The sequence below is a fragment of the Streptomyces sp. NPDC057137 genome (assembly GCF_042670825.1).
Classification (GTDB): domain Bacteria; phylum Actinomycetota; class Actinomycetes; order Streptomycetales; family Streptomycetaceae; genus Streptomyces.
Window position 1 is genome coordinate 1 of record NZ_JBHUUW010000045.1, and the last position, 22,956, is coordinate 22,956.

Annotated in this window: 15 protein-coding genes; 5 read left to right on the plus strand and 10 right to left on the minus strand. The window is 71.2% G+C overall.

Annotated elements, in window-relative coordinates:
• Nucleotides 1–121: 121 nt before the first annotated feature.
• Both pruA and ACFT9I_RS28340 read right to left on the minus strand, forming a co-directional pair.
• Nucleotides 122–1,753: an L-glutamate gamma-semialdehyde dehydrogenase gene (pruA, locus tag ACFT9I_RS28335; RefSeq protein WP_382568822.1), complete on the minus strand. Its 1,632-nt coding sequence runs from the start codon at nt 1,751–1,753 to the stop codon at nt 122–124.
• Nucleotides 1,754–1,820: 67 nt separating this feature from the next.
• The gene (locus ACFT9I_RS28340) at nt 1,821–2,747 is read right to left on the minus strand and encodes a proline dehydrogenase family protein (RefSeq protein WP_382568824.1); all 927 of its coding nucleotides are present in this window, start codon (nt 2,745–2,747) and stop codon (nt 1,821–1,823) included.
• 175 nt (nt 2,748–2,922) lie between these two features.
• Here ACFT9I_RS28340 and ACFT9I_RS28345 point away from each other — a divergent pair, with 175 nt between their 5' ends.
• Both ACFT9I_RS28345 and ACFT9I_RS28350 read left to right on the plus strand, forming a co-directional pair.
• Nucleotides 2,923–4,152 carry a PucR family transcriptional regulator gene (locus ACFT9I_RS28345; RefSeq protein ID WP_382568825.1) on the plus strand — a complete coding sequence of 410 codons (1,230 nt, stop codon included), beginning with the start codon at nt 2,923–2,925 and terminating at the stop codon, nt 4,150–4,152.
• Between the two features lie 124 nt (nt 4,153–4,276).
• The gene (locus tag ACFT9I_RS28350; protein ID WP_382568827.1) at nt 4,277–4,807 is read left to right on the plus strand and encodes a hypothetical protein; all 531 of its coding nucleotides are present in this window, start codon (nt 4,277–4,279) and stop codon (nt 4,805–4,807) included.
• Between the two features lie 46 nt (nt 4,808–4,853).
• Here ACFT9I_RS28350 and ACFT9I_RS28355 read toward each other — a convergent pair whose 3' ends face one another.
• Entirely contained in the window at nt 4,854–5,492 is a 639-nt protein-coding gene (locus ACFT9I_RS28355) for a TetR/AcrR family transcriptional regulator (protein ID WP_382568829.1), read from the minus strand.
• Between the two features lie 110 nt (nt 5,493–5,602).
• Between ACFT9I_RS28355 and ACFT9I_RS28360 the strand changes: the two genes are divergently transcribed.
• Complete coding sequence (locus ACFT9I_RS28360) at nt 5,603–7,171, plus strand: MFS transporter (protein ID WP_382568831.1); 1,569 nt, start codon at nt 5,603–5,605, stop codon at nt 7,169–7,171.
• Between the two features lie 116 nt (nt 7,172–7,287).
• Here ACFT9I_RS28360 and serA read toward each other — a convergent pair whose 3' ends face one another.
• The 6 genes from serA to ACFT9I_RS28390 form a co-directional block, all read right to left on the minus strand.
• A complete protein-coding gene (serA, locus tag ACFT9I_RS28365; RefSeq protein ID WP_382568832.1) occupies nt 7,288–8,892 on the minus strand; it encodes a phosphoglycerate dehydrogenase in 1,605 nt (534 codons plus the stop codon).
• A gap of 325 nt (nt 8,893–9,217) precedes the next feature.
• Nucleotides 9,218–10,219, minus strand: coding sequence for a ketol-acid reductoisomerase (gene ilvC / locus ACFT9I_RS28370; RefSeq protein ID WP_382568834.1), 1,002 nt, complete (start codon nt 10,217–10,219; stop codon nt 9,218–9,220).
• Nucleotides 10,220–10,368: 149 nt separating this feature from the next.
• Nucleotides 10,369–10,896 carry an acetolactate synthase small subunit gene (gene ilvN, locus ACFT9I_RS28375; protein ID WP_023538455.1) on the minus strand — a complete coding sequence of 176 codons (528 nt, stop codon included), beginning with the start codon at nt 10,894–10,896 and terminating at the stop codon, nt 10,369–10,371.
• A gap of 35 nt (nt 10,897–10,931) precedes the next feature.
• The gene (locus ACFT9I_RS28380; protein WP_382568835.1) at nt 10,932–12,815 is read right to left on the minus strand and encodes an acetolactate synthase large subunit; all 1,884 of its coding nucleotides are present in this window, start codon (nt 12,813–12,815) and stop codon (nt 10,932–10,934) included.
• 210 nt (nt 12,816–13,025) lie between these two features.
• Nucleotides 13,026–15,941, minus strand: a complete 2,916-nt coding sequence (locus tag ACFT9I_RS28385; protein WP_382568905.1) for a putative bifunctional diguanylate cyclase/phosphodiesterase — start codon at nt 15,939–15,941, stop codon at nt 13,026–13,028.
• 428 nt (nt 15,942–16,369) lie between these two features.
• The gene (locus tag ACFT9I_RS28390) at nt 16,370–17,308 is read right to left on the minus strand and encodes a 2-hydroxyacid dehydrogenase (RefSeq protein ID WP_382568837.1); all 939 of its coding nucleotides are present in this window, start codon (nt 17,306–17,308) and stop codon (nt 16,370–16,372) included.
• A 185-nt stretch (nt 17,309–17,493) separates the two neighbouring features.
• Here ACFT9I_RS28390 and ACFT9I_RS28395 point away from each other — a divergent pair, with 185 nt between their 5' ends.
• A complete protein-coding gene (locus ACFT9I_RS28395) occupies nt 17,494–18,486 on the plus strand; it encodes an aldo/keto reductase (RefSeq protein WP_382568907.1) in 993 nt (330 codons plus the stop codon).
• A 38-nt stretch (nt 18,487–18,524) separates the two neighbouring features.
• The gene (locus ACFT9I_RS28400) at nt 18,525–19,733 is read left to right on the plus strand and encodes a PQQ-dependent sugar dehydrogenase (RefSeq protein WP_382568839.1); all 1,209 of its coding nucleotides are present in this window, start codon (nt 18,525–18,527) and stop codon (nt 19,731–19,733) included.
• Nucleotides 19,734–19,813: 80 nt separating this feature from the next.
• On the opposite strand, the gene ACFT9I_RS28405 is transcribed toward ACFT9I_RS28400, so the two are convergent.
• Nucleotides 19,814–22,858, minus strand: coding sequence for an AAA family ATPase (locus ACFT9I_RS28405; RefSeq protein WP_382568840.1), 3,045 nt, complete (start codon nt 22,856–22,858; stop codon nt 19,814–19,816).
• Between the last annotated feature and the right edge of the window lie 98 nt (nt 22,859–22,956).

Genomic DNA, 22,956 nt, shown 5'->3' on the forward strand with positions numbered 1-22,956 from the left:
CCCTCCTTACTGAGGCGGGGGCCGCGGCGTCATCCTTCTGAAGAGGAAGACACCGCCCCCGAACCGGGTTGGGGGCCGGCACGGGGGCGGGGGTCATGGGATCCGACGGACCCGGGGCGTCTCAGCCCATGTGCGGGTAGCGGTAGTCCGTCGGGGACACGAGCGACTCCTTGATCGCCCGGGTCAGGGTCCACCGCATCAGGTTCTGCGGGGCGCCCGCCTTGTCGTTGGTGCCGGAGGCACGGCCGCCGCCGAAGGGCTGCTGGCCGACCACGGCGCCGGTCGACTTGTCGTTGATGTAGAAGTTGCCCGCCGCGTAGCGGAGCTTGGCCATCGTGTCGGCCGCCGCCGCGCGGTCACCGGCGATGACGGCGCCGGTCAGCGCGTACGCGGAGACGGACTCCATCTGCGCCAGCATCGCGTCGTACTCCGCGTCCTCGTAGACGTGGACGGCGAGGATGGGGCCGAAGTACTCCGTCGTGAAGACCTCGTTGGCGGGGTCGGTGCAGGCGATGACCGTGGGGCGGACGAAGTAGCCGACGGAGTCGTCGTACGTGCCACCGGCGACGATGGTGCACGTCGGGTCGGCGGCGGCGCGGTCGATCGCGGCCTTGTTCTTCGCGAAGGCCCGCTCGTCGATGACGGCGCCGATGAAGTTCGACAGGTCGGTGACGTCGCCCATGGCGATGGCGTCGACCTCCGCCGCGAACTCCTCCTTGAAGCCGTCGTTCCAGATCGAGGCCGGGACGTAGGCGCGCGAGGAAGCCGAGCACTTCTGGCCCTGGAACTCGAACGACCCGCGCGTCAGAGCCGTCTTGAGTACGCCGCGGTCCGCGCTCGGGTGGGCGACGACGAAGTCCTTGCCGCCGGTCTCGCCGACGATGCGCGGGTAGGAGCGGTACTTCTCGATGTTGCCGCCGACGGTCTTCCACAGGTGCTGGAAGGTCTTGGTGGAGCCGGTGAAGTGGATGCCCGCCAGCTCGGGGTGGTTGAGCGCCACCTCGGACACGGCGAGTCCGTCACCGGTCACCAGGTTGATGACGCCCTTGGGCAGCCCAGCCTCTTCAAGAAGACGCATCAGCAGTACGGCGGCGTGGGTCTGCGTCGGCGACGGCTTCCAGACGACGACGTTGCCCATGAGCGCGGGCGCGGTCGGCAGGTTGCCGGCGATCGCGGTGAAGTTGAAGGGCGTGATCGCGTAGACGAAGCCTTCGAGCGGCCGGTGGTCCAGCCGGTTCCACACGCCGGTGGAGTTGGCCGGCGGCTGCTCGGCGAGGATGCCGCGCGCGTACGAGACGTTGAAGCGCCAGAAGTCGATCAGCTCGCACGGGGTGTCGATCTCGGCCTGCTGGACGGTCTTGGACTGGCCGAGCATCGTCGAGGCGGCCAGCGTCTCGCGCCACGGCCCCGACAGCAGTTCGGCGGCGCGCAGGATGATCGCGGCGCGGTCGTCGAAGGCCATGGCGCGCCAGCCGGGGGCGGCGGCGAGCGCGGCGTCCACGGCGTCCTGGGCGTCCTGCTCGGTGGCGTTGCCGTACGTACCGAGGACGGCCTGGTGGTTGTGCGGCTGTACGACGTCGAAGCGCTCGCCGCCGCCCATCCGCTTCTCGCCGCCGATGGTCATCGGCAGGTCGACGGGGTGGTCGGCCAGCTCCTTGAGCTTGGCTTCGAGGCGGGTGCGCTCCGGGGAACCGGGGGCGTAGCCGTGCACCGGCTCGTTGACCGGCGTGGGGACCTGGGTCACAGCGTCCATGGGTGCCGAATCTCCTTGATCAGTAGACGGTTTACGGGCTGCGGTCGGGGCGGGGAGGGGCGGGCGCTCAGCCGCGGGTGGCGAGGGAGCGCAGGAAGAAGGCGAGGTTGGCGGGGCGTTCGGCCAGCCGGCGCATGAAGTAGCCGTACCAGTCGGTGCCGTAGGCGATGTAGACGCGCATCCGGTGGCCCTCGGCGGCGAGGCGGCGCTGCTCGGCCTCGCGGATGCCGTACAGCATCTGGAACTCGTACGCGTCGGGCTTGCGGCCGGCCCGTACGGCGAGCTCCTGGGCGATCGCGATGAGACGCGGGTCGTGGGACCCGATCATCGGGTAGCCGTCGCCCGCCATCAGGGTCTTGAGGCAGCGCACGTACGCCTTGTCGACGTCGCCCTTGTCCTGGTGTGCGACGCGCGCGGGTTCCTTGTAGGCGCCCTTGACGAGCCGCACGCGCGAGCCGGCCGCCGCGAGGGTGCGGCAGTCGTCCTCCGTACGGAAGAGGTACGACTGGACGACGGCGCCGGTCTCGGGGAAGCGCTCACGCAGTGTGCTGTGGATGGCGAGCGTCGAGTCGACGGTGGTGTGGTCCTCCATGTCGAGGGTCACGGTGGTGCCGATCTCGGTGGCGGCCTCGACGACGGTGGTGATGTTGCGCAGCGCCAGGTCGTGGCCGCCGCGCAGGGCCTGTCCGAAGGAGGAGAGCTTCACGGACATCTCGGCGCGGGGGCCGAGGCCCAGCGGCGCGAGGGACTCGATCAGCTTCAGGTAGGCGTCGCGGGCGTGCAGTGCCTCGGCCGGGTCGGTGATGTCCTCTCCGAGGACGTCCATGGTGACTTCGAGGCCGCTGTCGGCCATGTCCTGGATGACCGGCGTCGTACCGTCGACGGTCTCGCCGGCGATGAAACGGTCCACCACGGGCCTGGTGACCGGCGCGGCCGAGACGACGCGCCGCATCATGTCGCTGCGCGACGCGGCGAGAATCACGGGACCCAGCACAGGGCACCTCCACGGAAGAGAACGAGCAGGCCGTACGGGGCGCGAACGCCCGGCGACGGCACGGAGAACCACTCTGAAATCTAGGGACCGGTCCGATCCTCTGCCATCGACACCTGTCACGCATCCGTGGCCGCGATCTCAGACATATGTCTGAAGGCGGTGCGAGAATGTCCGGATGAAGGACGATTACCAGGAGCTGGTCGACGAGATCTCGGCGCTGCTCGGCATGCCGCTGACGCTGGAGAACCGGGACTTCGGGCTGATCGCGTTCGGGGTGCACGACAGCGACGACGAGGGCGTGATGGACCCCGTCAGGACGCGTTCGATCCTGACGCGGAAGTCCACGCCCGCGGTGCGCGCCTGGTTCGAGGGCTTCGGCATCACTCGCGCGACCGGCCCCGTCCGGATCCCGGCCGCGCCGGACGCCGGGGTCTTCCGGGGCCGGATCTGTCTGCCCGTACGGCACCGGGGCACGGTGCTCGGTTACGTATGGCTGCTCGACGACACCGGCCAGGGCCCCACGGACGACCGCCTGGCGGCGGCCATGGCCGTGACGGGGCGGATCGGGGCGCTGCTCGCGGAGGAGGTGCAGGCGGGGGCCGACCTGGCGCGTGAGTTCCGCGCCGTACTGACGGCGGAGCGCGGCTGGCAGCGCGACATGGCGGTGGAGGCGCTGCGTACGGCGCTCGGGCCGGGCGGGGACGGCACGCACGTGGTGGTGTGCGTCGCGCCGTGGCGGGGAGCCGACCCGACGGTGCGCGCGGTGGCCGGCACGGCGGCGCTGTGCACGCTGCCGGATCCGTGGGAGGCCGCGGACGGGGCGGCTGGCCTGCCGGGCGACGCCGCCGGGGACGGGGCGCGCACGGGAGGCATCAGGGAGGCCCTGGAGGTCCCGAGGGCGCTGGCGGTGCTCGTACGGCTCCGCTCGGCCGACGCGCTCGCGCCCACGCTCGACGCGACGTCCCGGCTGCGGGACGCCGCGGGCCCGGGAGCCACCGCCGGGGCGGCCAGGCCGCGCCGTGGCCTGGCCGACCTCCCGGCCGCCTGGCACGAGTCGGTCGCGGCGGCCCGCGCGGTGGCGGTGCAGCCACGCTTCGGCCCCGTCGCCCGGTGGTCGGAGATCGGCGCGTACCGGCTGCTGACGTCACTGGCTCCCGCGGCCGGCGCCGACCCGGCGGTGCGCCCGCTGCTGACGCCCGCGCACGCGGACCTGACGCACACGGCGGAGGTGTATCTCGACCGCGCGGGCCAGGCGGGCCGTACGGCGTCGGAGCTGGGCATCCACCGCCAGACGCTCTACTACCGGCTGTCCCGCATCGAACAGCTCACCGGCCTGGATCTGGCCGACGGCGAGGACCGGCTGCTGCTGCACATGGCGCTGAAGTCGGCGCGGCTCAGGCCCTGAGTCCAGCCCTGAGTCCAGCCCTGGGTCAGGCCCTGAGCCGGGCCCTGAGCCCGGCCGCCTCGGAGCGCCGTGCGGACGTCGGGGATAGTTGAGGCCATTCGTGGATTCCGGGGAGGGGACGCACGTGAGCGACGCGACGGCGGGCAACGAGATGGCCAAGGGCGGTTCCTGGGAACTGACCGACCAGCAGGGCGGGGAACTGGCGGCCCGGTGGTGGCAGTGGGCGCTGTCGGCGCCCGACGACCACAGCCCGGTCCTGGACGAGACGGGCGAGCACGCCGGCTGGAACCAGCCGCACGACCTCTGGTTCCTCGCGGGGACCTACGGCGGGCGCGTCGTGCGACGGTGCGATCTGCCCGCCGGGCGACCGGTGTTCTTCCCGATCCTGAACGTCCAGCGCCCCGTCGTGTACGTGAAGCAGCCCCTCGCCATGCCCGTCGCGCGCGCCGAGGCCGCCCTCAACGGTGCGCCGCTCCCCCTGCGGGAGTTCACCTCGCCGACGTTCCGGGCGGGGCAGTACCGGCGCAACGCGTGGGGCCTCTGGGCGGCCATGACGCCGCTGATCGCGGGGCAGTACGTCCTGGAGATCAAGGCGGCGTTCGTCGGCGGTTTCTGGGTCGACACGACGTACCACCTGAACGCCACGACCGTGTGAACACCACGGCCGCCTGAACGCCGCCCCGTCCCCGGGACGGGAGCGGTCAGGCCAGGTCGTCGCCGATGATCGCGCGCAGGCCGTCCGTCAGGTCCTGCGCCGACGGCGCGGTCTCCGGGTCGACAATCCACTGCACCATCACGCCGGCGAGCAGCGCCTGCGTGAGAAGGCCGACCACGCGGGCCTTCTCCGGGTCGCCCTTCGGATCGACGCCGAACATGCCCTCCGCGAGGCCCTCTCGGCCCTCCAACTGCTTCTCGGCCAGGGCCTTCTGGAGCACCGGGTCGATCTCGACCCGGGAGGCGACCTCCAACTGAAGCTGCCAGACGGGGCGGCTCTCCTCGTGCGAGGCGACGACCTTCGCCCAGACGTCGCGGAAGTGGTCGAGCGACGCGGGTGGCGCGGGTGCCGCACCGTCGCGCGCGGGCGGCGCCTCCGCGTTGGCCTCAGCCGCATCGGCCCCCTCGTCCGCCGCCTCGCCCGGCTCGGTCACCCGGTCGCCCCACTGCTCCGTCACGGCCATGAACGCCTCGTTGAGCAGCGCCTCCTTGGAGCCGTAGTGGTAGCCGATGGACGCCAGGTTGGCCCCGGACGCGGCGACGATGTCGCGCGCCGTGGTCCGGGCGTACCCCTTCTCCAGCAGGCAGCGCTTGGCACCTTCGAGCAGATCTTCGCGATGTCCCATGCGGGGAAGCCTAACGCGAATTCATACATCCGTCCCAGACCGTCGTCCCATACGGTCGTTCCATACGGTCGTCATAGACAAGCGTTTATGACAGCTGTACATTGCAGCGCATGACGAACCCCGCCCCGCTCCGCGCCGGCCGCAAGGAGTGGACCGCTTTCGCCGTCCTCCTGCTGCCTCTCCTCCTGGTCTCGATGGACGTCTCGGTCCTCTACTTCGCGATCCCCGCCATCACCGAGGAACTGGCCCCGAGCGCCACCCAGCAGCTGTGGATCTTCGACATCTACGCGTTCGCCCTCGCCGGGCTGCTCATCACGATGGGTTCGCTCGGCGACCGGATCGGCCGCCGCAGGCTCCTGCTGATCGGCGCCGCGGCGTTCGGTGTCGCCTCGGCCTCGGCGGCGTACGCGCAGAGCGCCGAAATGCTCATCGCCGCAAGGGCGTTGCTCGGCATCGGCGGAGCCACCCTGATGCCGTCGACCATGGGCCTCGTACGGAACATGTTCCGTGATGCCGGACAGCGCGGTCAGGCGATCGGTATCTGGTCGGGTGCCATGGCCGGCGGCGTCGCGCTCGGTTCGGTGCTGAGCGGCGTCATGCTCAACCACTTCTGGTGGGGCTCGATCTTTCTGATCAACGTGCCCGCGATGCTGCTTCTGCTGGTCCTGGTGCCGTTGCTGGTACCGGAGTTCAAGGACCCGGAGCCCGGCCGGTTCGACCTGCTCGGCGTGCCGCTGTCGATGGGCTCCGTACTGCCGATCGTGTACGGCCTCAAGGAGTTCGCCGCGGAGGGGTTCGGCACGGCGGTGGCGATCTCCCTGCCGGTCGGCCTGGTGACCGGTTACGTCTTCGTCCGCCGCCAGCGCACCCGCACCGACGCGATGATCAGCCGCGAGCTGTTCCGGGGCCGCGGTTTCGGCCCAGGAGTCGCACTCAACACCATCGCCGCCTTCGCCATGATGGGCTCGGCCTACTTCACCACGCAGTACCTCCAATCGGTGCTCGGCATGGGCACGTTGGAAGCAGCGCTGTGGAGTCTGGCCCCGTCCCTGGCCATCGGTGTCGCGGCCCCCGCGGCTACGGTGATCGCGCAGCGGGTGGAGCGGGCGTACGTGGTCGCCGCCGGCTTCGTGATCGCCGCCGTCGGATACGCCCTGCTGAGCCTCAGCGGCACCGACTCGCTGTGGGTTCTGCTGGGCGCTGCGAGTGTCATCGGCTGCGGCATCGTCACCGTCATGGCGCTGGTGTCGGACCTGGCGATGGCGGCGGCCCCGGCGGAGAAGGCCGGTTCGGCGGCGTCGGTCCTGGAGACGGGGCAGGAGTTCGGCGGCGCGATGGGTATGGCGCTCCTCGGCACGATCGGCGCCGCCGTCTACCGCCAGGACATCGCCGACGCCGCCCCGGCGGGGCTGCCCGACGCGGCACTGGAATCCGTACGCGAGACGCTCGGCGGCGCGACCGTCGTCGCCGGTCAACTCCCGCACCGTCTTGGCGAATCGGTGCTCGAAGTGGCCCGCGAGGCGTTCGTCCACGGCATGCAGCTCGCGGCGCTGGGCGGAGCGGGGCTGCTGCTCGTCGCCGCCGTCCTGGCCGCGACACTGCTGCGCGGGAAGCAGGGCCCGAGGGAGGACTCTCCTGAAGAGGGCGAGCCGGCGCGGGTACTGGTCGCCACCGGCTGATCGCTCGCGCCGACTGATCGCACCGATCGCTCACGGTGGCGCGAAAGGACGAGGGGCCCGGGAAATTTCCCGGGCCCCTCGCCGCCGAAACAGAACGATCAGTCGAAACAGAGCGATCAGTCGGTCAGATCCACCGAGCGCGCCGAGTTCGCGCCGATCTCGTCCGAGATCTCGGCCAGCACGGCCGGCGGCACGTTGTCGTCCACGGAGAGAACGACCAGCGCCTCGCCGCCCTCCTCCGCGCGCGAGACCTGCATCCCCGCGATGTTCAGCCCCGCCTCACCGAGAATCCGGCCGACGGTGCCGACGACACCGGGACGGTCCTCGTACCGCAGGACGACCATGTGGTCGGCCAGGGACACGTCGACGTCGTACTCACCGATCGCGACGATCTTCTGCAGGTGCTTGGGACCCGCGAGCGTGCCGGAGACCGACACCTCCTCGCCGCCCGAGAGCGTGCCCCGCACGGTGACCACGTTGCGGTGGTCGGGCGACTCGCTCGATGTCGTGAGACGCACCTCGACGCCGCGCTCCTGCGCGAACAGCGGCGCGTTCACGTAACTCACGGTCTCGTCGACGACGTCCTCGAACACGCCCTTCAGCGCGGACAGTTCGAGCACCTTCACGTCGTGCTGCGTGATCTCGCCGTAGACCTCGACATCGAGGCGTACGGCGACCTCGCCCGCCAGCGCCGTGAAGATCCGGCCCAGCTTCTCGGCGAGCGGCAGACCCGGCCGTACGTCCTCGGCGATGACCCCGCCCTGGACGTTGACCGCGTCGGGCACCAGCTCACCGGCGAGCGCGAGGCGCACCGACCTGGCCACCGACACGCCCGCCTTCTCCTGCGCCTCGTCCGTCGACGCGCCGAGGTGCGGGGTGCAGACGACCTGGTCGAACTGGAAGAGCGGGGAGTCCGTGCAGGGCTCCTTCGCGTACACGTCCAGTCCGGCGCCCGCGACGCGGCCCTCCTTGAGCGCGGAGGCCAGCGCCTCCTCGTCCACGATCCCGCCGCGCGCGGCGTTGACGATCCGCACCGTCGGCTTGACCTTGTGCAGCGCGTCGTCGCCGATCAGACCCAGGGTCTCGGGGGTCTTCGGCAGGTGCACGGTGATGAAGTCCGACACCTCCAGCAGCTCGTCCAGCGAGAGCAGCTTGACGCCCATCTGCGCGGCACGTGCGGGCTGTACGTACGGGTCGTACGCGACGATCTTCATCCCGAACGCCGACATGCGCTGCGCGACCAGGACACCGATACGGCCGAGGCCGACGACGCCGAGCGTCTTCTCGCTCAGCTCGACGCCCGTGTACTTGCTGCGCTTCCACTCGCCGTTCTTCAGGGCGGTGTTGGCCTGCGGGATGTTGCGCGCCGTGGCGACCAGCAGACCGCAGGCCAGCTCGGCCGCGGTCACGATGTTCGAGGTGGGCGCGTTGACGACCATCACGCCGGCCTTGGTGGCGGCGGAGACGTCGACGTTGTCGAGGCCGACACCGGCGCGGGCGACGACCCTCAGCTTCTTCGCCGCGGCGACGGCCTCGGCGTCGACCTTGGTCGCGGAGCGGACGAGGATCGCGTCCACGTCGGCGATGGCGGGCAGCAGTTCGGCGCGGTCGGCGCCGTTGCAGTGGCGGATCTCGAAGTCCGGACCGAGCGCGTCGACAGTGGCGGGCGACAGCTCTTCGGCGATGAGTACAACCGGCTTTTGATTGGAACGCGAGCTCACGTGGGTCCTCACAAGTCCATTGCGGACGGCCGTCCCGACGGCCGCAGGCGGCGGAGGGTGCCAGGCCCTGGTCCGGGCCTGATCGCGTGGAAGACGCACGACATTGTGGGCCTGACGCGGATGTATCCAGCAGTGTAGTGGTGCGGGCGGCGGGGGTTTCCCGCCTCGGCGGGCAGATCACCCGTACGTGGTCGGCCCCGCCACAAGCGCTTACCGACGACCGCGGAACGCCCTTGGGGCGAGCGACAACGCGGCCGTTTCGACAACGGGTTCAACGACCGGTCCGGTGCCGGGCCCGACGCGCGGGCCCGGCACCGGGAACGCGTCAGACGTCGTCGTTGTCGACCCAGCTCATGAGCTTGCGCAGCTCACGACCCGTGCTCTCCAGCAGCGAGTCGCTGTCGGCCTTCTTGTACTCGTTGTACTTCTTCAGACCGCCGTGGTACTCGTCCATCCAGTTCTGGGCGAACGTGCCGTCCTGGATCTCGGCGAGGACCTTCTTCATCTCGGCCTTGGTCTGGTCCGTGATGATCCGCGGGCCCGTGACGTAGTCGCCCCACTCGGCGGTCTCGGAGACCGACCAGCGCATCTTGTCCAGGCCGCCCTCGTACATCAGGTCCACGATCAGCTTCAGCTCGTGGAGGCACTCGAAGTACGCGATCTCCGGCTGGTATCCGGCCTCGACCAGCGTCTCGAAGCCGGCCTTGACCAGCGCGGACGTACCGCCGCACAGGACGACCTGCTCACCGAAGAGGTCGGTCTCGGCCTCCTCGCTGAAGGTCGTCTTGATGACGCCGGCGCGGGTGCCGCCGATGCCCTTCGCGTAGCTCAGCGCCAGCTCGAAGCCCTTGCCGGTGGCGTCCTGCTCGACGGCCGCGATACACGGCACGCCGCGGCCCTCCTCGTACTGACGGCGGACCAGGTGGCCGGGGCCCTTCGGGGCGACCATCGCGACGTCGACGCCCGCGGGCGGCTTGATGAAGCCGAACCGGATGTTCAGGCCGTGGCCGAAGAACAGCGCGTCGCCGTCCTTCAGGTTGTCCTTGATGGACTCCTCGTAGACCTGCGCCTGGATCGGGTCCGGCACCAGGATCATGATGACGTCGGCCCAGGTGGCCGCCTCGGCGGGCGTCACCACGCGCAGGCCCTGCTCCTCGGCCTTCGCCTTGGACTTGGAACCCTCGTGCAGGCCGACCCGGACGTCGACACCCGAGTCACGGAGCGACAGCGCGTGGGCGTGGCCCTGGCTGCCGTAGCCGATGACCGCGACCTTGCGGCTCTGGATGATGGACAGGTCGGCATCGTCGTCGTAGAACAGCTCGGCCACTGGGTCTTCTCCTTGGTGTGCAAACTGACGTGTCGCTGTGTGCGCCCCACCGTACGGCGGGGCGGGTAAAGGGCGTCTCACGGTCTCGGCATACGAACCGGGATGCTGTACGGCTCCGAGGGCCGGGCTCCGCGCCACGCCCGAAGGGCTTACGCGCTGCGGTCGAGCGCCCGCAGGCTGCGGTCCGTGATGGACCGCGCGCCGCGCCCTATGGCGATCGTGCCGGACTGCACGAGCTCCTTGATGCCGAACTGCTCCAGCATCTTCAGCATCGCGTCGAGCTTGTCACTCGATCCGGTGGCCTCGATGGTGACGGCGTCGGGTGAGACGTCCACGGTCTTGGCGCGGAACAGCTGCACGATCTCGACGATCTGGGAGCGGGTCTCGTTGTCGGCGCGGACCTTCACCAGGACGAGCTCGCGCTGGATCGCGGCGCCGGGCTCGAGTTCGACGATCTTCAGGACGTTGATCAGCTTGTTGAGCTGCTTCGTCACCTGTTCGAGCGGCAGGTCCTCGACATTGACCACGATGGTGATGCGGGAGATGTCGGGGTGCTCGGTGACACCCACCGCCAGTGAGTCGATGTTGAAGCCGCGGCGGGAGAACAGCGCGGCGATCCTGGCCAGGATGCCGGGGGTGTTCTCCACCAGGACGGAGAGGGTGTGCTTGGAAGACATTTTCGTCGTTCTTTCTCTCGCTCTCGGCATCCGGCTCAGTCGTCCAGGCTGTCGCCGAAGTCGGGGCGCACACCCCGGGCGGCCAGGACCTCGTCGTTGGAGGTGCCCGCGGCGACCATCGGCCAGACCTGGGCGTCCTCGTGGACGATGAAGTCGACCACCACGGGGCGGTCGTTGATGGAGTTGGCCTTGGCGATCACGGCGTCCAGCTCGTCCGGGGACTCGCAGCGCATCGCGACGCAGCCCATGGCCTCGGACAGCTTCACGAAGTCCGGGATACGGGTGCCGCCGTTGGGCTTCGCGCCGTCCGCGGCCGATCCCTCGAAGGAGCCGCCGTCGGCGACGTCGGGGCCGCTGTGCAGGACGGTGTTGGAGTAACGCTGGTTGTAGAAGAGGGTCTGCCACTGGCGGACCATGCCCAGCGCGCCGTTGTTGATGATCGCGACCTTGATGGGGATGTTGTTGAGGGCGCAGGTGACCAGTTCCTGATTGGTCATCTGGAAGCAGCCGTCGCCGTCGATCGCCCAGACGGTGCGGTCGGGCTGTCCGGCCTTGGCACCCATGGCGGCCGGGACCGCGTAGCCCATCGTGCCCGCGCCGCCGGAGTTGAGCCAGGTGGCGGGCTGCTCGTAGTCGATGAAGTGGGCGGCCCACATCTGGTGCTGGCCGACGCCCGCCGCGTAGATCGTGTCGTCCGGGGCGAGTTGGCCGATGCGCTGGATGACGTGCTGCGGGGAGAGACTGCCGTTCGCCGGCTGGTCGAAGCCGAGCGGGTACGTCTCGCGCCAGCGGCTGAGGTCGCGCCACCAGGCGCTGTAGTCACCGACGTTGCCCTCGGTGTGCTCGGCCTGGACCGCCTGGACGAGATCGGCGAGGACCTCGCGGGCGTCGCCGACGATCGGCACGTCGGCGGCACGGTTCTTGCCGATCTCGGCCGGGTCGACGTCGGCGTGGACGATCTTCGCGTACGGGGCGAAGCTGTCCAGCTTGCCGGTGACGCGGTCGTCGAAGCGGGCTCCGAGGGCGACGATCAGGTCGGCCTTCTGCAGCGCGGTGACGGCGGTGACCGCACCGTGCATGCCCGGCATTCCCACGTGCAGCGGGTGGCTGTCGGGGAACGCGCCCAGCGCCATCAGGGTGGTGGTGACGGGGGCGTTGGTGAGTTCGGCGAGAACGCGCAGTTCGGCGGTGGCGCCGGCCTTGATGACGCCGCCGCCGACGTACAGCACCGGCCGCTTGGCCTGGGTGATCAGCTTGGCGGCCTCGCGGATCTGCTTGGCGTGCGGCTTGGTGACGGGGCGGTAGCCGGGCAGTTCCTGGGTGGGCGGCCAGCTGAAGGTGGTCTTCGCCTGGAGGGCGTCCTTGGCGATGTCCACCAGGACGGGTCCCGGGCGGCCCGTGGAGGCGATGTGGAACGCCTCGGCGATGGTGCGCGGGATGTCCTCGGCCTTGGTGACCAGGAAGTTGTGCTTGGTGATCGGCATCGTGATGCCGCAGATGTCCGCCTCCTGAAAGGCGTCCGTGCCGATCGCCTTGCTCGCGACCTGGCCGGTGATCGCGACGAGCGGCACGGAGTCCATGTGCGCGTCGGCGATCGGGGTGACCAGGTTGGTGGCGCCGGGTCCCGAGGTGGCCATGCAGACGCCGACCTTGCCGGTGGCCTGCGCGTAGCCGGTGGCCGCGTGGCCGGCGCCCTGCTCGTGGCGGACCAGGATGTGCCGGACCCGGGTGGAGTCCATCATCGGGTCGTAGGCGGGAAGGATGGCGCCGCCGGGGATGCCGAATACCGTCTCGGCCCCCACTTCCTCAAGAGAGCGGATGAGGGACTGCGCGCCCGTGACGTGCTCAACGGTGGCGGACGAGGGTCCGCCGTTACGGGCGCGCGGCGTCGGGTGGGCCCCGGTGGCCTGCTCGGTCATCGTCATTCTCTTCTCGAAGCTGAGGGTTTTTGCGGGGGTTTGGGCTGTGTCGGTGCAACAAAAAACCCCTCGTGCCGGGAGGCAGGCGAGGGGAGCGCGTCGGTGCGGTCTGCAGGGCCGGTGATGGGCACTGCTTCAGCCGACGCGCTGTCCAAGTACGAGAATTCGGGTGCGCATGGCATTGACCCTCCCTCCGACGCGCCACCACTGTCAAGTGGGTGGGACTGGCGTCTCAACATTTGAGCGGAGGGACGATCGGGTGGTGGGCCGGGGAATCATGTCGGGGGTGGCCGCGCGCGTGCGGCGCACGGGCAGGGAGCCGCCGGTCAGCACCGGCAGCGGGGCCGCGCCGGGGAGCGGATAGTCGCCGCGGATCAGGGCGCGGCGCAGCCGGTACTCGTCGAGGGGGCCGGAGAAAGCCATGCCCTGACCGTGCGTGCAGCCCATGGCGCGGAGCGCGAGCACCTGTTCCGGTACGTCGACGCCGTCGGCCACCGAGACCATGCCCAGATCGCCGGCGATCCGGAGCAGCCCCGCCGTGATCTTGTGCAGCCTGGCGGACTCCACGACACCCTCGACCAGCCCGCGGTCCAGTTTCAGTACGTCGACGGGGAGCCTGCGCAGTGCGTTGATCGCCGCGTAACCGCTGCCGAAGCCGTCCAGCGCGATCCGTACGCCGAGGCGGCGCAGCGCGACCAGGCGGTGCTCCAGCTCGTCCAGGGACGTACGGGGGTCGCTGTCGGCCAGCTCGATCAGCAGGGCGCCCGAAGGCAGCCCGTGGCGGGTCAGCAGGGCTTCGATGGAGCCGAGCGGCATCGACCGGTCGAGCAGTCTGCGGGCGGAGAGGCGGACGGTGACCGGCACCAGGTGGCCCGTCCGGCCGCGCTCGGCGGCCTGCTCGACGGCTTCTTCGAGCAGCCAGCGCCCTAACTCGGCGGTGCGGTCGTTGTCGTCGGCGACCCGTAAGAACTCGGCGGGCGTGAAGAGGATGCCCTGGGCGGAGCGCCAGCGGGCCTGTGCGGCGACGGCGGAGATCTGTCCGTTGGCCAGGTCGACCACGGGCTGGTGCAGCAGGGCGAACTCACCGTCGCGCAGGGCGGTGCGGAGCCTGACCGCCAGTTCGGTCCTGCGGACCACGTCGGCCTGCATCTGGGGCGCGTACAGCTCGACGCGGTCCTTGCCGCCGGCCTTGGCGCGGTACATGGCGAGGTCGGCGTTGCGCATGAGGTCGGTGGGGGTGATGCCGGGTTCGGCGAAGGCGACTCCGATGGAGGCGGCGACGCGGACATCGTTGCCTTCGATGCGGTACGGCTGCGAGAGCCTGAGGCGCAGCCGGTCGGCGATCTCGTGGACCTGGTACTCCCGGGCGGTCCGGTCGTCGGTGCCGTCGCCGAGGATGAGGGCGGCGAACTCGTCCCCGCCGAGGCGGGCGGCGGTGTCCCCGGCCCGTACCGAGTCCTGGAGGCGGCGGGCCGCGTGGATCAGCAGTTCGTCGCCGACCTGGTGGCCGAGGCGGTCGTTGACGCCCTTGAAGCCGTCGAGGTCGATGAAGAGGACCGCCGTGCCGGGGTCGCCCGCGCGCCGTCCGGAGAGGGACTGGCGGACCCTCTCGGTGAAGAGGGCGCGGTTGGGCAGGTCGGTGAGCGGGTCGTGCTCGGCGTTGTGCTGCAACTGGGCCTGGAGCCGTACGCGTTCGGTGACGTCGCGGCTGTTGAGGATCAGGCCGCCCTGGTGCCGGTTGACCGTGGACTCCACGTTCAGCCAGTCGCCGGAGCCGGATTTGAAGCGGCATTCGATGCGGGTGGTGGGCTCCTCCGTGGGAGGAGCGGCGAGGAAGCGGCGTACCTCGCGTTTGACCCGGCCGCGGTCGTCCGGGTGGATGATCGATTCCAGCTCGGCGCCGACGAGGCCGTCCGCCTCGCGTCCGTAGACGCCGACCGCCGCGGGGCTGACGTAGTCGAGGGTGCCCTCGGGCCCGGCGATCATGATGACGTCGCTCGAGCCTTGGACCAGGGAGCGGAAGTGGTTCTCCTTCTGGGCCAGTTCATGGGTGAGCGCGATGTTGTCGACGAGCATGATGCCCTGCCGTACGACCAGGGCGAGGACGACCGTGCAGCCGGTGAGGACGACCACGCGGTCGACGCGGCGGCCCTCGATGACGTTGTACAGGATCCCCAGGGTGCACACGGCGGCGGCGAGATAGGGCGTGAGGGCGGCCAGGGAGCCCGCGATCGGCCTGCTGGGATGCCTGGGCGGGCGGGGAGCCCGTACCTGCGCGGGCGCGCTCTCGGCGGCCTTGCGGACGCCCCAGGGCGCGTACGCGAGCAGCAGGGACCCGGCGAACCAGCCCGCGTCGAGCAGTTGGCCCGAGCGGTAGGTCTCCCGGAGCAGCGGGGAGGTGAACAGGGCGTCGCACAGGACCGTGAGGGCGAGGGCGGCGATGGCGGAGTTGATCGCCGTACGGCTGCCGGTCGAGCGCCGGAAGTGCAGGGCGAGCACCATGCTGACGAGCACGATGTCCAGCAGCGGATAGGCGAGGGAGAGCGCGGCGTGGGCGACGGTCTCGCCGTCGAAGTGCGTGGTGTGCGCGAGTGCCAGGCTCCAGGAGAGCGTGAGGAGCGAGCCGCCGATCAGCCAGGCGTCGAGGCCGAGACAGACCCAGCCGGCCTTGCTGACGGGGCGTTTGGCGAGGACGAGCAGGCCGACGATGGCGGGCGGCGCGAAGCAGAGGAAGAACAGGTCGGCGAGGGAGGGGCTCGGGACGGGGCGGTCGAGCACCACCTCGTACCAGCCCCAGACCGCGTTCCCTCCGGCGGCCATGGCGGAGGAGAGCGAGAAGAGCAGCCAGGCGGGCCGGAAACGGCTGTCGTTGCCGCGGGCGTAGAGGAAGCAGGAGACCGCGGCGATGAGGGCGGCGATGCTGAGGCCGAAGTCGCCCATGAACAGGGCCACTTCGCGGGAGCCCCAGCCGAGGGCCGCGCCGGTGGCGTAGCCGCCGCAGACGAGGGCGAGGAGGAGCTGTGCGAGGAGGCCGGTGGGGCCTCCGCCGCCGTCGGTGCCACTGCCCGTACCGCTGCCGTCGCCCGGGGTCGTGCGGCGGCCGAGGAGCGCCCCCGGGGCGGTCACGGGGTCACCTCGGGGGGTGTCGCCGTCACCGCCGACGCGCCGGGGCCCGGCGCCGGCGGGATACGCGTCGGTGGGGTGCGCGTCTCCGAGAGGCGGGTCGCCCAGGGGTGGGCCGCCCGGGCGTGGGTCGTCGTGGAACGGGCCGTCGTGGCGCGGCGCGGCGCCGTGGCGCGGGGCGTCGTCGCCCGGCCGTGCGTCGGTGGGTCCGAAGGCCACCGTGGGCGGCCCTTCCGCGTCGGATCGTTCGTCCATCGGCAGTACATCGCCCGTCGCCCCCCTCGGATTCTGATCGCTCCGCCACGCCGTCCCTCGCACGACGCGGCCCCCAGATCGGGACGATACACCAGACTCGTCACTCAGGGACATAGTTCTTCTACTCTCCGTGACGAGCAGGGAGTTGTCATTCCCGAGTGGGGGTCGGTAGGGGCTCAGCCGGTGGTGAGCACCTCGTTGCGCAGGGCTTCCCCCGCGGCGTAGCGGGTGAGTTGGTCGGCGAGCAGGCGTTTGGCGCGCGGCATGAAGGCCGAGGTGGATCCGCCCACGTGCGGGCTGATGAGGACACCCGGAGCATGCCAGAGAGGATGCCCCGGCGGGAGGGGTTCCGGATCGGTGACGTCCAGAGCGGCCTTGATCCTTCCGCTTTCCAGCTCGGCGAGGAGCGCCTTGGTGTCGGCGACCTGGCCGCGCGCGACGTTCACGAACAGCGCGCCGTCCTTCATACGGGCCAGGAATTCGGCGCCCGCCAGGCCCTTCGTCTCCTCGGTGAGCGGCGTCGACACGATCACGATGTCGGCCTCGGGGAGCAGATCCGGCAGATCGGCGAGTGCGTGCACAGGACCGCGCTCGGTGGCACGGGCGGAGCGCGCCACGCGCGCCACCCGCGCACACTCGAAGGGCGCGAGCCGGTCCTCGATGGCGGCGCCGATCGACCCGTATCCGACGATCAGCACGGACTTGTCGGCCAGCGCCGGGTAGAAGCCGGACTTCCACTCCTCGGCGTCCTGGCCCCGGACGAAGCCGGGAATGCCACGCAGGGACGCGAGGACGAGCCCGACGGTGAGTTCGGCGGTGCTGGCCTCGTGGACGCCCTTGGCGTTGCAGAGGCGTACGCCGGAGGGCAGCCGGCCGAGACCGGGCGCGACGTGGTCTATGCCGGCGGAGAGGGTCTGTACGACGCGTACGGAGGTCATCGCGGCGAGCGGCCGGAGCGCGACGTCCATGCCCTTCATGTACGGGACTACGTAGAAGGCGCAGTCGGCCGGATCGGCGGGATAGTCCGCGGCCCCGTCCCAGTGGCGGTAGTCCAGGCCTCCGGGGAGCCCTTCGATCTCGTCGGCGGGGATCGGCAGCCACACGTCTGAAGTCATGGTCAGGAGGCTATGCGAAGCCCATGGGGGTGTTGAAGGGCGTTCCGGGGACCGGAACACGGTCCGGCGTCGGGGCGGCGCGGCGTCGGCGGGCCCATGAGGTTAGCTGGAGTGTGTCCGGGGGCGGTTCGTCCGGCGGGAGCGGGCGCGGGAAGAAGCGGAAGGAAGCGGGAGGGGCGGGGCAGTTGGAGCGCAGGGCGATCGGTGCGACGGCACTCACGGTGGGCGCCGTGGGACTCGGCTGTATGCCGATGAGTTGGGCCTACAGCGCCTCCGAGCAGCGGGGCGACCGTTCGTCGCGCACCGTGCACGCGGCGCTCGACGCCGGTACGACACTGCTCGACACGGCCGACATGTACGGCCCGTTCACCAACGAGCTGCTGCTGGGGCGGGTGCTGAAGGAGCGGCGCGGCGACGCCTTCGTGTCCACCAAGTGCGGTCTGCTGGTGGGCGATCAGCACATCGTCGCGAACGGCCGTCCCGGCTATGTGCGCCGGGCGTGCGACGCGTCGCTGCGGCGGCTGCGGACGGATGTGATCGACCTCTACCAGTTGCACCGGGCCGATCCGGAGGTGCCGGTCGAGGAGACCTGGGGTGCGATGGCGGAGCTGGTGGCGGCGGGGAAGGTGCGGGCCCTGGGGATGTGCGCGGTGGACGCCCGCGCGTCGCGCCGTACCGGCACGGATCGGTACGAGGCGACGATCCGGCTGCTGGAGCGGATGCAGCAGGTGTTTCCGGTGAGCGCGGTGGAGGCGGAGCTGTCGGTGTGGTCGCGGGAGGCGACGGAGCGGCTGCTGCCGTGGTGCGCGGCGCGGGGCGTCGGGTTCCTGGCGGCGATGCCGCTGGGAAGCGGCTATCTGACGGGCACGCTCACTCCCGGGCAGGGGTTCGAGCCGGACGACGTACGGGCCAGGCATCCCCGCTTCACCGCGGAGATGATGGCGTCGAACCAGCCGGTGGTGGCGGGGCTGCGGCGGGTCGCCGAGCGGCACGGGGCGACGCCGGCGCAGGTGGCGCTCGCGTGGGTGCTGGCGCGCGGCCCCGAGGTGGTGCCCGTGCCGGGCGCGAAGCGGGAGCGATGGGCGGTGGAGAACGCGCGGGCGGCCGGGCTGACGTTGTCGGCGGCGGATCTGGCGGAAATCGCCGCGCTGCCCGCGGCGTGGGAGTCGTGGCACTGATACCGGGTCGATGGGAACCTGGACGGAGGCCGCGGTGTATGAAACGTAGAGACGCAGCCGTCGAAGGGATCAAGACCGTGCAACGTGCTCCAGTGACGGCCGTGTTGGCCGCAGCGGCGCTATTCGTGGTGACCGCGTGCTCGTCCTCCGACGGCACGGCGAAGTCGGAGGGCCCGGCGGGTTCCCCGTCCGCGTCGGTGTCCGCCGGTTCGACGCCTCCGGACGACGAGGCGGAGCCGTCGGCGCCGCCCGCCAAGGGCTCGGCGAAGGTGGTGTCCACGCTGACCGAGGGCCTCAAGTCGCCGTGGGGCATGGCGGCGCTGCCCGAGGGCGATCTGCTGGTCTCCTCGCGTGACGAGGGGACGATCAAGCGGATCGACTCGGAGAGCGGCAAGAAGACCGAGGTGGGCGAGGTGGCCGGGGTCTCCCCCGGTGGCGAGGGCGGTCTGCTGGGCCTCGCGATCTCCCCGTCATTCGCCTCGGACACGTATGTGTACGCGTACTTCACGACGGTCTCGGACAATCGCATCGCCCGCATGCTGTACGACCCGAAGCGGCCGGTGGGCAGGCAGTTGGGCGCCCCCGACACGATCCTGCGGGGCATCCCGAAGGGCACCATCCACAACGGCGGCCGGATCGCCTTCGGCCCGGACAAGATGCTCTACGCGGGCACGGGCGAGACGGGTGAGACGGGTCTCGCGCAGGACAAGAAGTCCCTGGGCGGGAAGATTCTGCGGATGACCCCGGACGGGCAGCCGGTGCACGGCAATCCGGAAGCGGACTCGGTGGTGTACACGTACGGGCACCGCAACGTGCAGGGCCTCGCCTGGGACGCCGAGAAGCGGCTGTGGGCGTCGGAGTTCGGCCAGAACACGTGGGACGAGCTGAATCTGATCGAGCCGGGGAAGAACTACGGCTGGCCGGAGGCCGAGGGCAAGGCCGGGAAGCCGGGCTTCGTCGATCCGGTGGAGGAGTGGCGGACGAGCGACGCGTCGCCGAGCGGCATCGCCTACGCCAAGGGATCCATCTGGATGGCCGCCCTGCGCGGCGAGCGGCTCTGGCGGATCCCGCTGGCCGGGGTGAAACCGTCGGCCGCCGCCCAGGCCTTCCTGGAGGGCGACTACGGCCGGCTGCGTACGGTGCTGGCGACCGGGGACGGGGCGCTCTGGCTGCTGACCAACAACACGGACGGTCGGGGCACCCCGAAGTCGGGAGACGACAAGATCCTTCGGGTGGATGTGACCTAACAGGGGTGACGTGACGCCGGTGGGTGGCGGCGGCCGGCCGCCCGACGGCGCAGCGCCACCGCCCCTGGGGGCGCCAGGCCCTAGGAGTGCGTCGGCTCCAGGTCGTTGAAGAGGTGCAGGCGGTGCGTCATCGCCGCCGCCTCCGTGCGGCCCGAGACGCCGAGCTTGGCCAGGATGTTGGAGACGTGCACGCTCGCCGTCTTGGGCGAGATGTACAGCTCCTCGGCGATCTGGCGGTTGCTGCGGCCCTCGGCGACCCGGCGCAGGACGTCCTGTTCGCGGGGGGTCAGGCCCAGCGAACCGAGGGCGTCGGCCTCGGAGGCGGGCGCCGGGGCGAGCCGCGGGGTGGTGGCGAGGCTGATCCGCGCCCGGCCGGCGAGGAGTTCGGTCTGCTCCACCAGAAGCCGTGCGCCGAGCCTCTTGGCCGTGGTGTGGGCCTGAACCAGCAGCGCCGCGGCCTGTTCCCGGTCGGCGGACGCCGCGAGGAGGTCCGCGGCCCAGCGGTGGCGTGCGTCGGCGAGTTCGTACGGCCGTCGCAGTGCCTCGAACGCCGCCACGGCGCGGGCCCACAGCTTCGGGGCGACGATGCCGTCGGCGCGGGCGAGTTCGGCTTCGAGCAGCAGGTCGTACGCCTGCCAGACCGGGACGATCGCGGGCAGCCGTTTCGCGTGGTCGCGGACGGTCGCCAGGATCGCCTCCCGCCCCGCGTCGGCCTCCGGCAGTCCGCGCGCGTCCGCCTCCATCCCCGCGGCCGAGCAGAGCAGCGGCAGCGCGTACCGCTGCATGCCCGGCGGGAAGCCCTGCGCGGCGACCTGCTCGAACTCGGCGCGGGCCTCGGCGAGTCGCCCCTGTCGCGCGGCGCTGACCATCGCCAGCCTGGCCGGCGCGATGACGTGCTGCGGCTGCGGGTCGTGCGGACCGAAGACCGCGCGGGCCAGTGTCACCTGGCTCTCGGCCTCCGCGGCGTCCCCGCACGCGAGGGCGAGCGTCGCGCGCCGTACGGCCACCAGGGCGCGTGCCTTGGGGGCGTACGCGATCTGGGCCGCCTCGTCGATGGCCGACCGCGCCTCGGTCCAGCGGCCGAGCGAGAAGAGGGATTCGGTCAGGTTGACCCGGACCCAGGCCTCCTTGTCGGACATGCCGCGCTGGTGGCAGAGGGTGATGCCGAGTTCGGCGGCGGTCACCGCCTCCTCGGAGCGGCCCACGCCCTCCAGCGTGGACGGCAGGTTGATGCTGATGCGGCCCAGGATGCCGAGCGTGCCGTCACCGCCGAGTTCGAAGACGCGGTCCCGTACCGCGTACATCTCGGCGAGACCCTCCTCGATGGATCCCGACTCGGTGGTGAGCCAGCCGCGGGTGTGTCTGGCGTTCAGTTCGATGTTCTCCGCGCCGACGAGGCGCGCGTACTCCACGGCGCGGTCGGCGGCGGCGAGGCTGTTGGGGCCCGGCCGGTGCAGGGCGCCCCAGCTCGCGACGTCGGAGAGCACCGAGGCGTGCACGGCGGACGGCGGCAGGCCGAGCACCAGGTCCTGCGCGGTGGCCAGTTCGTGCCAACCGTCGCCGCGCGTCAGCTCCTGCACCAGTCGTGAGCGCTGGGTCCAGAACCAGGCGGCGCGCAGCGGGTCGTCCACCTTCTCCAGCACCCGCATGGCCTTCTTGGACAGCGCCAGGGCCCGCTCGCGGTCGCCGCCGGAGCGCGCCGCGACGGTCGCCTCGGCCAGCAGGTCGAGATAGCGCAGCGGGCCGCTCGGGCCTTCGGCGGTGAGCGGGTAGACCTCGGTGTCGTCCGGGGGCCTGAGGCGGGCCCGTACGTCCTCGGGCGCGGCGTCCCACAGCTCCATGGCGCGCTCCAGCAGCCGCAGCTGCTCGGCGTGGGCGTAGCGCCGGCGGGCCTCGACGGAGGCGAGCAGGACGACGGGCAGGGCTTTCGCCGCGTCGTGCGCGTAGTACCAGTAGCTGGCGAGGCGGGTGGTGCGCTCGTCGCCCCGTACGAGGGAGGGGTCGGCCTCCAGGGCTTCGGCGAGGCGGCGGTTGAGCCGGGAGCGTTCGCCGGGGAGCAGGTCGTCGCTGATGGCCTCGCGGACGAGCGAGTGCCGGAAGCGGTAGCCGTCGCCGTCCGCCGTGGTGAGGAGGATGTTGGCGCCGACGGCGGCCCGCAGAGCCTCGATCAGGTCGTCCTCGGAGAGCTGCGCGACGGCCAGCAGCAGGGGGAACTCGACGGAGGCGCCGCCCTCGGCGACGATCCGGACCACCCGCTGGGCGTTCTCCGGCAGCGTCTCGACGCGGACGAGCAGCAGGTCGCGCAGCGAGTCGGTGAGTCCGGAACGGCACCCGGTCTCGACGGCGACGGCCAGTTCCTCCACGAAGAACGCGTTGCCGTCGGAGCGGCCGAAGATCTCGTCGACGAGCTGCGGCGCGGGCTCGTCCCCGAAGATGCCGCGCAGTTGCCCCCGGACCTCGGCGCGGCTGAAGCGGGACAGCTCGACCCGGCTGACCGTACGCAGCCGGTCCAGCTCCGCGAGGAGCGGGCGCAGCGGGTGCCTGCGGTGGATGTCGTCGGCGCGGTAGCTGGCGATGACGAGGAGCCTGCCGCGGCGCAGCGTACGGAACAGATAGGCGAGCAGGTGGCGGGTGGAGGCGTCCGCCCAGTGCAGGTCCTCCAGGATGAGGACGACCGTGCGGTCGGCGGCGACGCGCTCCAGCAGCCGGACGGTGAGTTCGAAGAGGCTGGCCGTGCCGTGCTCGCCCAGGGCGCCGCTCGCCGAGGGGCCCAACTCGGGCAGGATCCTGGCCAGTTCGCCTTCCTGGCCCTCGGCGGCCGCGGCGATCTCCTCGGGCAGGAGCCGCCGCAGGCCGCGCAGGGCCGCGGAGAAGGGCGCGAAAGGCAGTCCGTCGCCGCCGATCTCCACACAGCCGCCGACCGCGACGACCGCGTTGTCCCGGCAGGCCACCGAGATCAGCTCCTCGATGAGCCGGGTCTTGCCGACCCCCGCCTCACCGGCGACGAGCAGCGCCTGTGGCTCGCCCGCGGCGGCGCGGGCGAGCGCATCGGTGAGTGCCGTCAGCTCGCCGTCGCGACCGACGAACACCGGGCTGACTGACTTGGTCTCCACAACTCCGAGCATCGCACAGGGGTACGACAGTGCGGCACTCGTTATCGCGGTCGCCGCATGTACCGGTGGCACATGCGGCGACCGCTGATCCGACATCTTCAGGAGGTCGG

Excerpts from the sequence above, each read along its gene's own strand:
- ilvN (WP_023538455.1), bottom strand. The coding sequence starts at position 10,896 with ATGTCTTCCAAGCACACCCTCTCCGTCCTGGTGGAGAACACCCCCGGC.
- ACFT9I_RS28390 (WP_382568837.1), bottom strand. The coding sequence starts at position 17,308 with ATGACTTCAGACGTGTGGCTGCCGATCCCCGCCGACGAGATCGAAGGG.
- ACFT9I_RS28400 (WP_382568839.1), top strand. The coding sequence starts at position 18,525 with ATGAAACGTAGAGACGCAGCCGTCGAAGGGATCAAGACCGTGCAACGT.
- ACFT9I_RS28360 (WP_382568831.1), top strand. The coding sequence starts at position 5,603 with ATGACGAACCCCGCCCCGCTCCGCGCCGGCCGCAAGGAGTGGACCGCT.
- ACFT9I_RS28380 (WP_382568835.1), bottom strand. The coding sequence starts at position 12,815 with ATGACCGAGCAGGCCACCGGGGCCCACCCGACGCCGCGCGCCCGTAAC.
- ACFT9I_RS28405 (WP_382568840.1), bottom strand. The coding sequence starts at position 22,858 with ATGCTCGGAGTTGTGGAGACCAAGTCAGTCAGCCCGGTGTTCGTCGGT.
- ACFT9I_RS28355 (WP_382568829.1), bottom strand. The coding sequence starts at position 5,492 with ATGGGACATCGCGAAGATCTGCTCGAAGGTGCCAAGCGCTGCCTGCTG.
- ACFT9I_RS28345 (WP_382568825.1), top strand. The coding sequence starts at position 2,923 with ATGAAGGACGATTACCAGGAGCTGGTCGACGAGATCTCGGCGCTGCTC.
- pruA (WP_382568822.1), bottom strand. The coding sequence starts at position 1,753 with ATGGACGCTGTGACCCAGGTCCCCACGCCGGTCAACGAGCCGGTGCAC.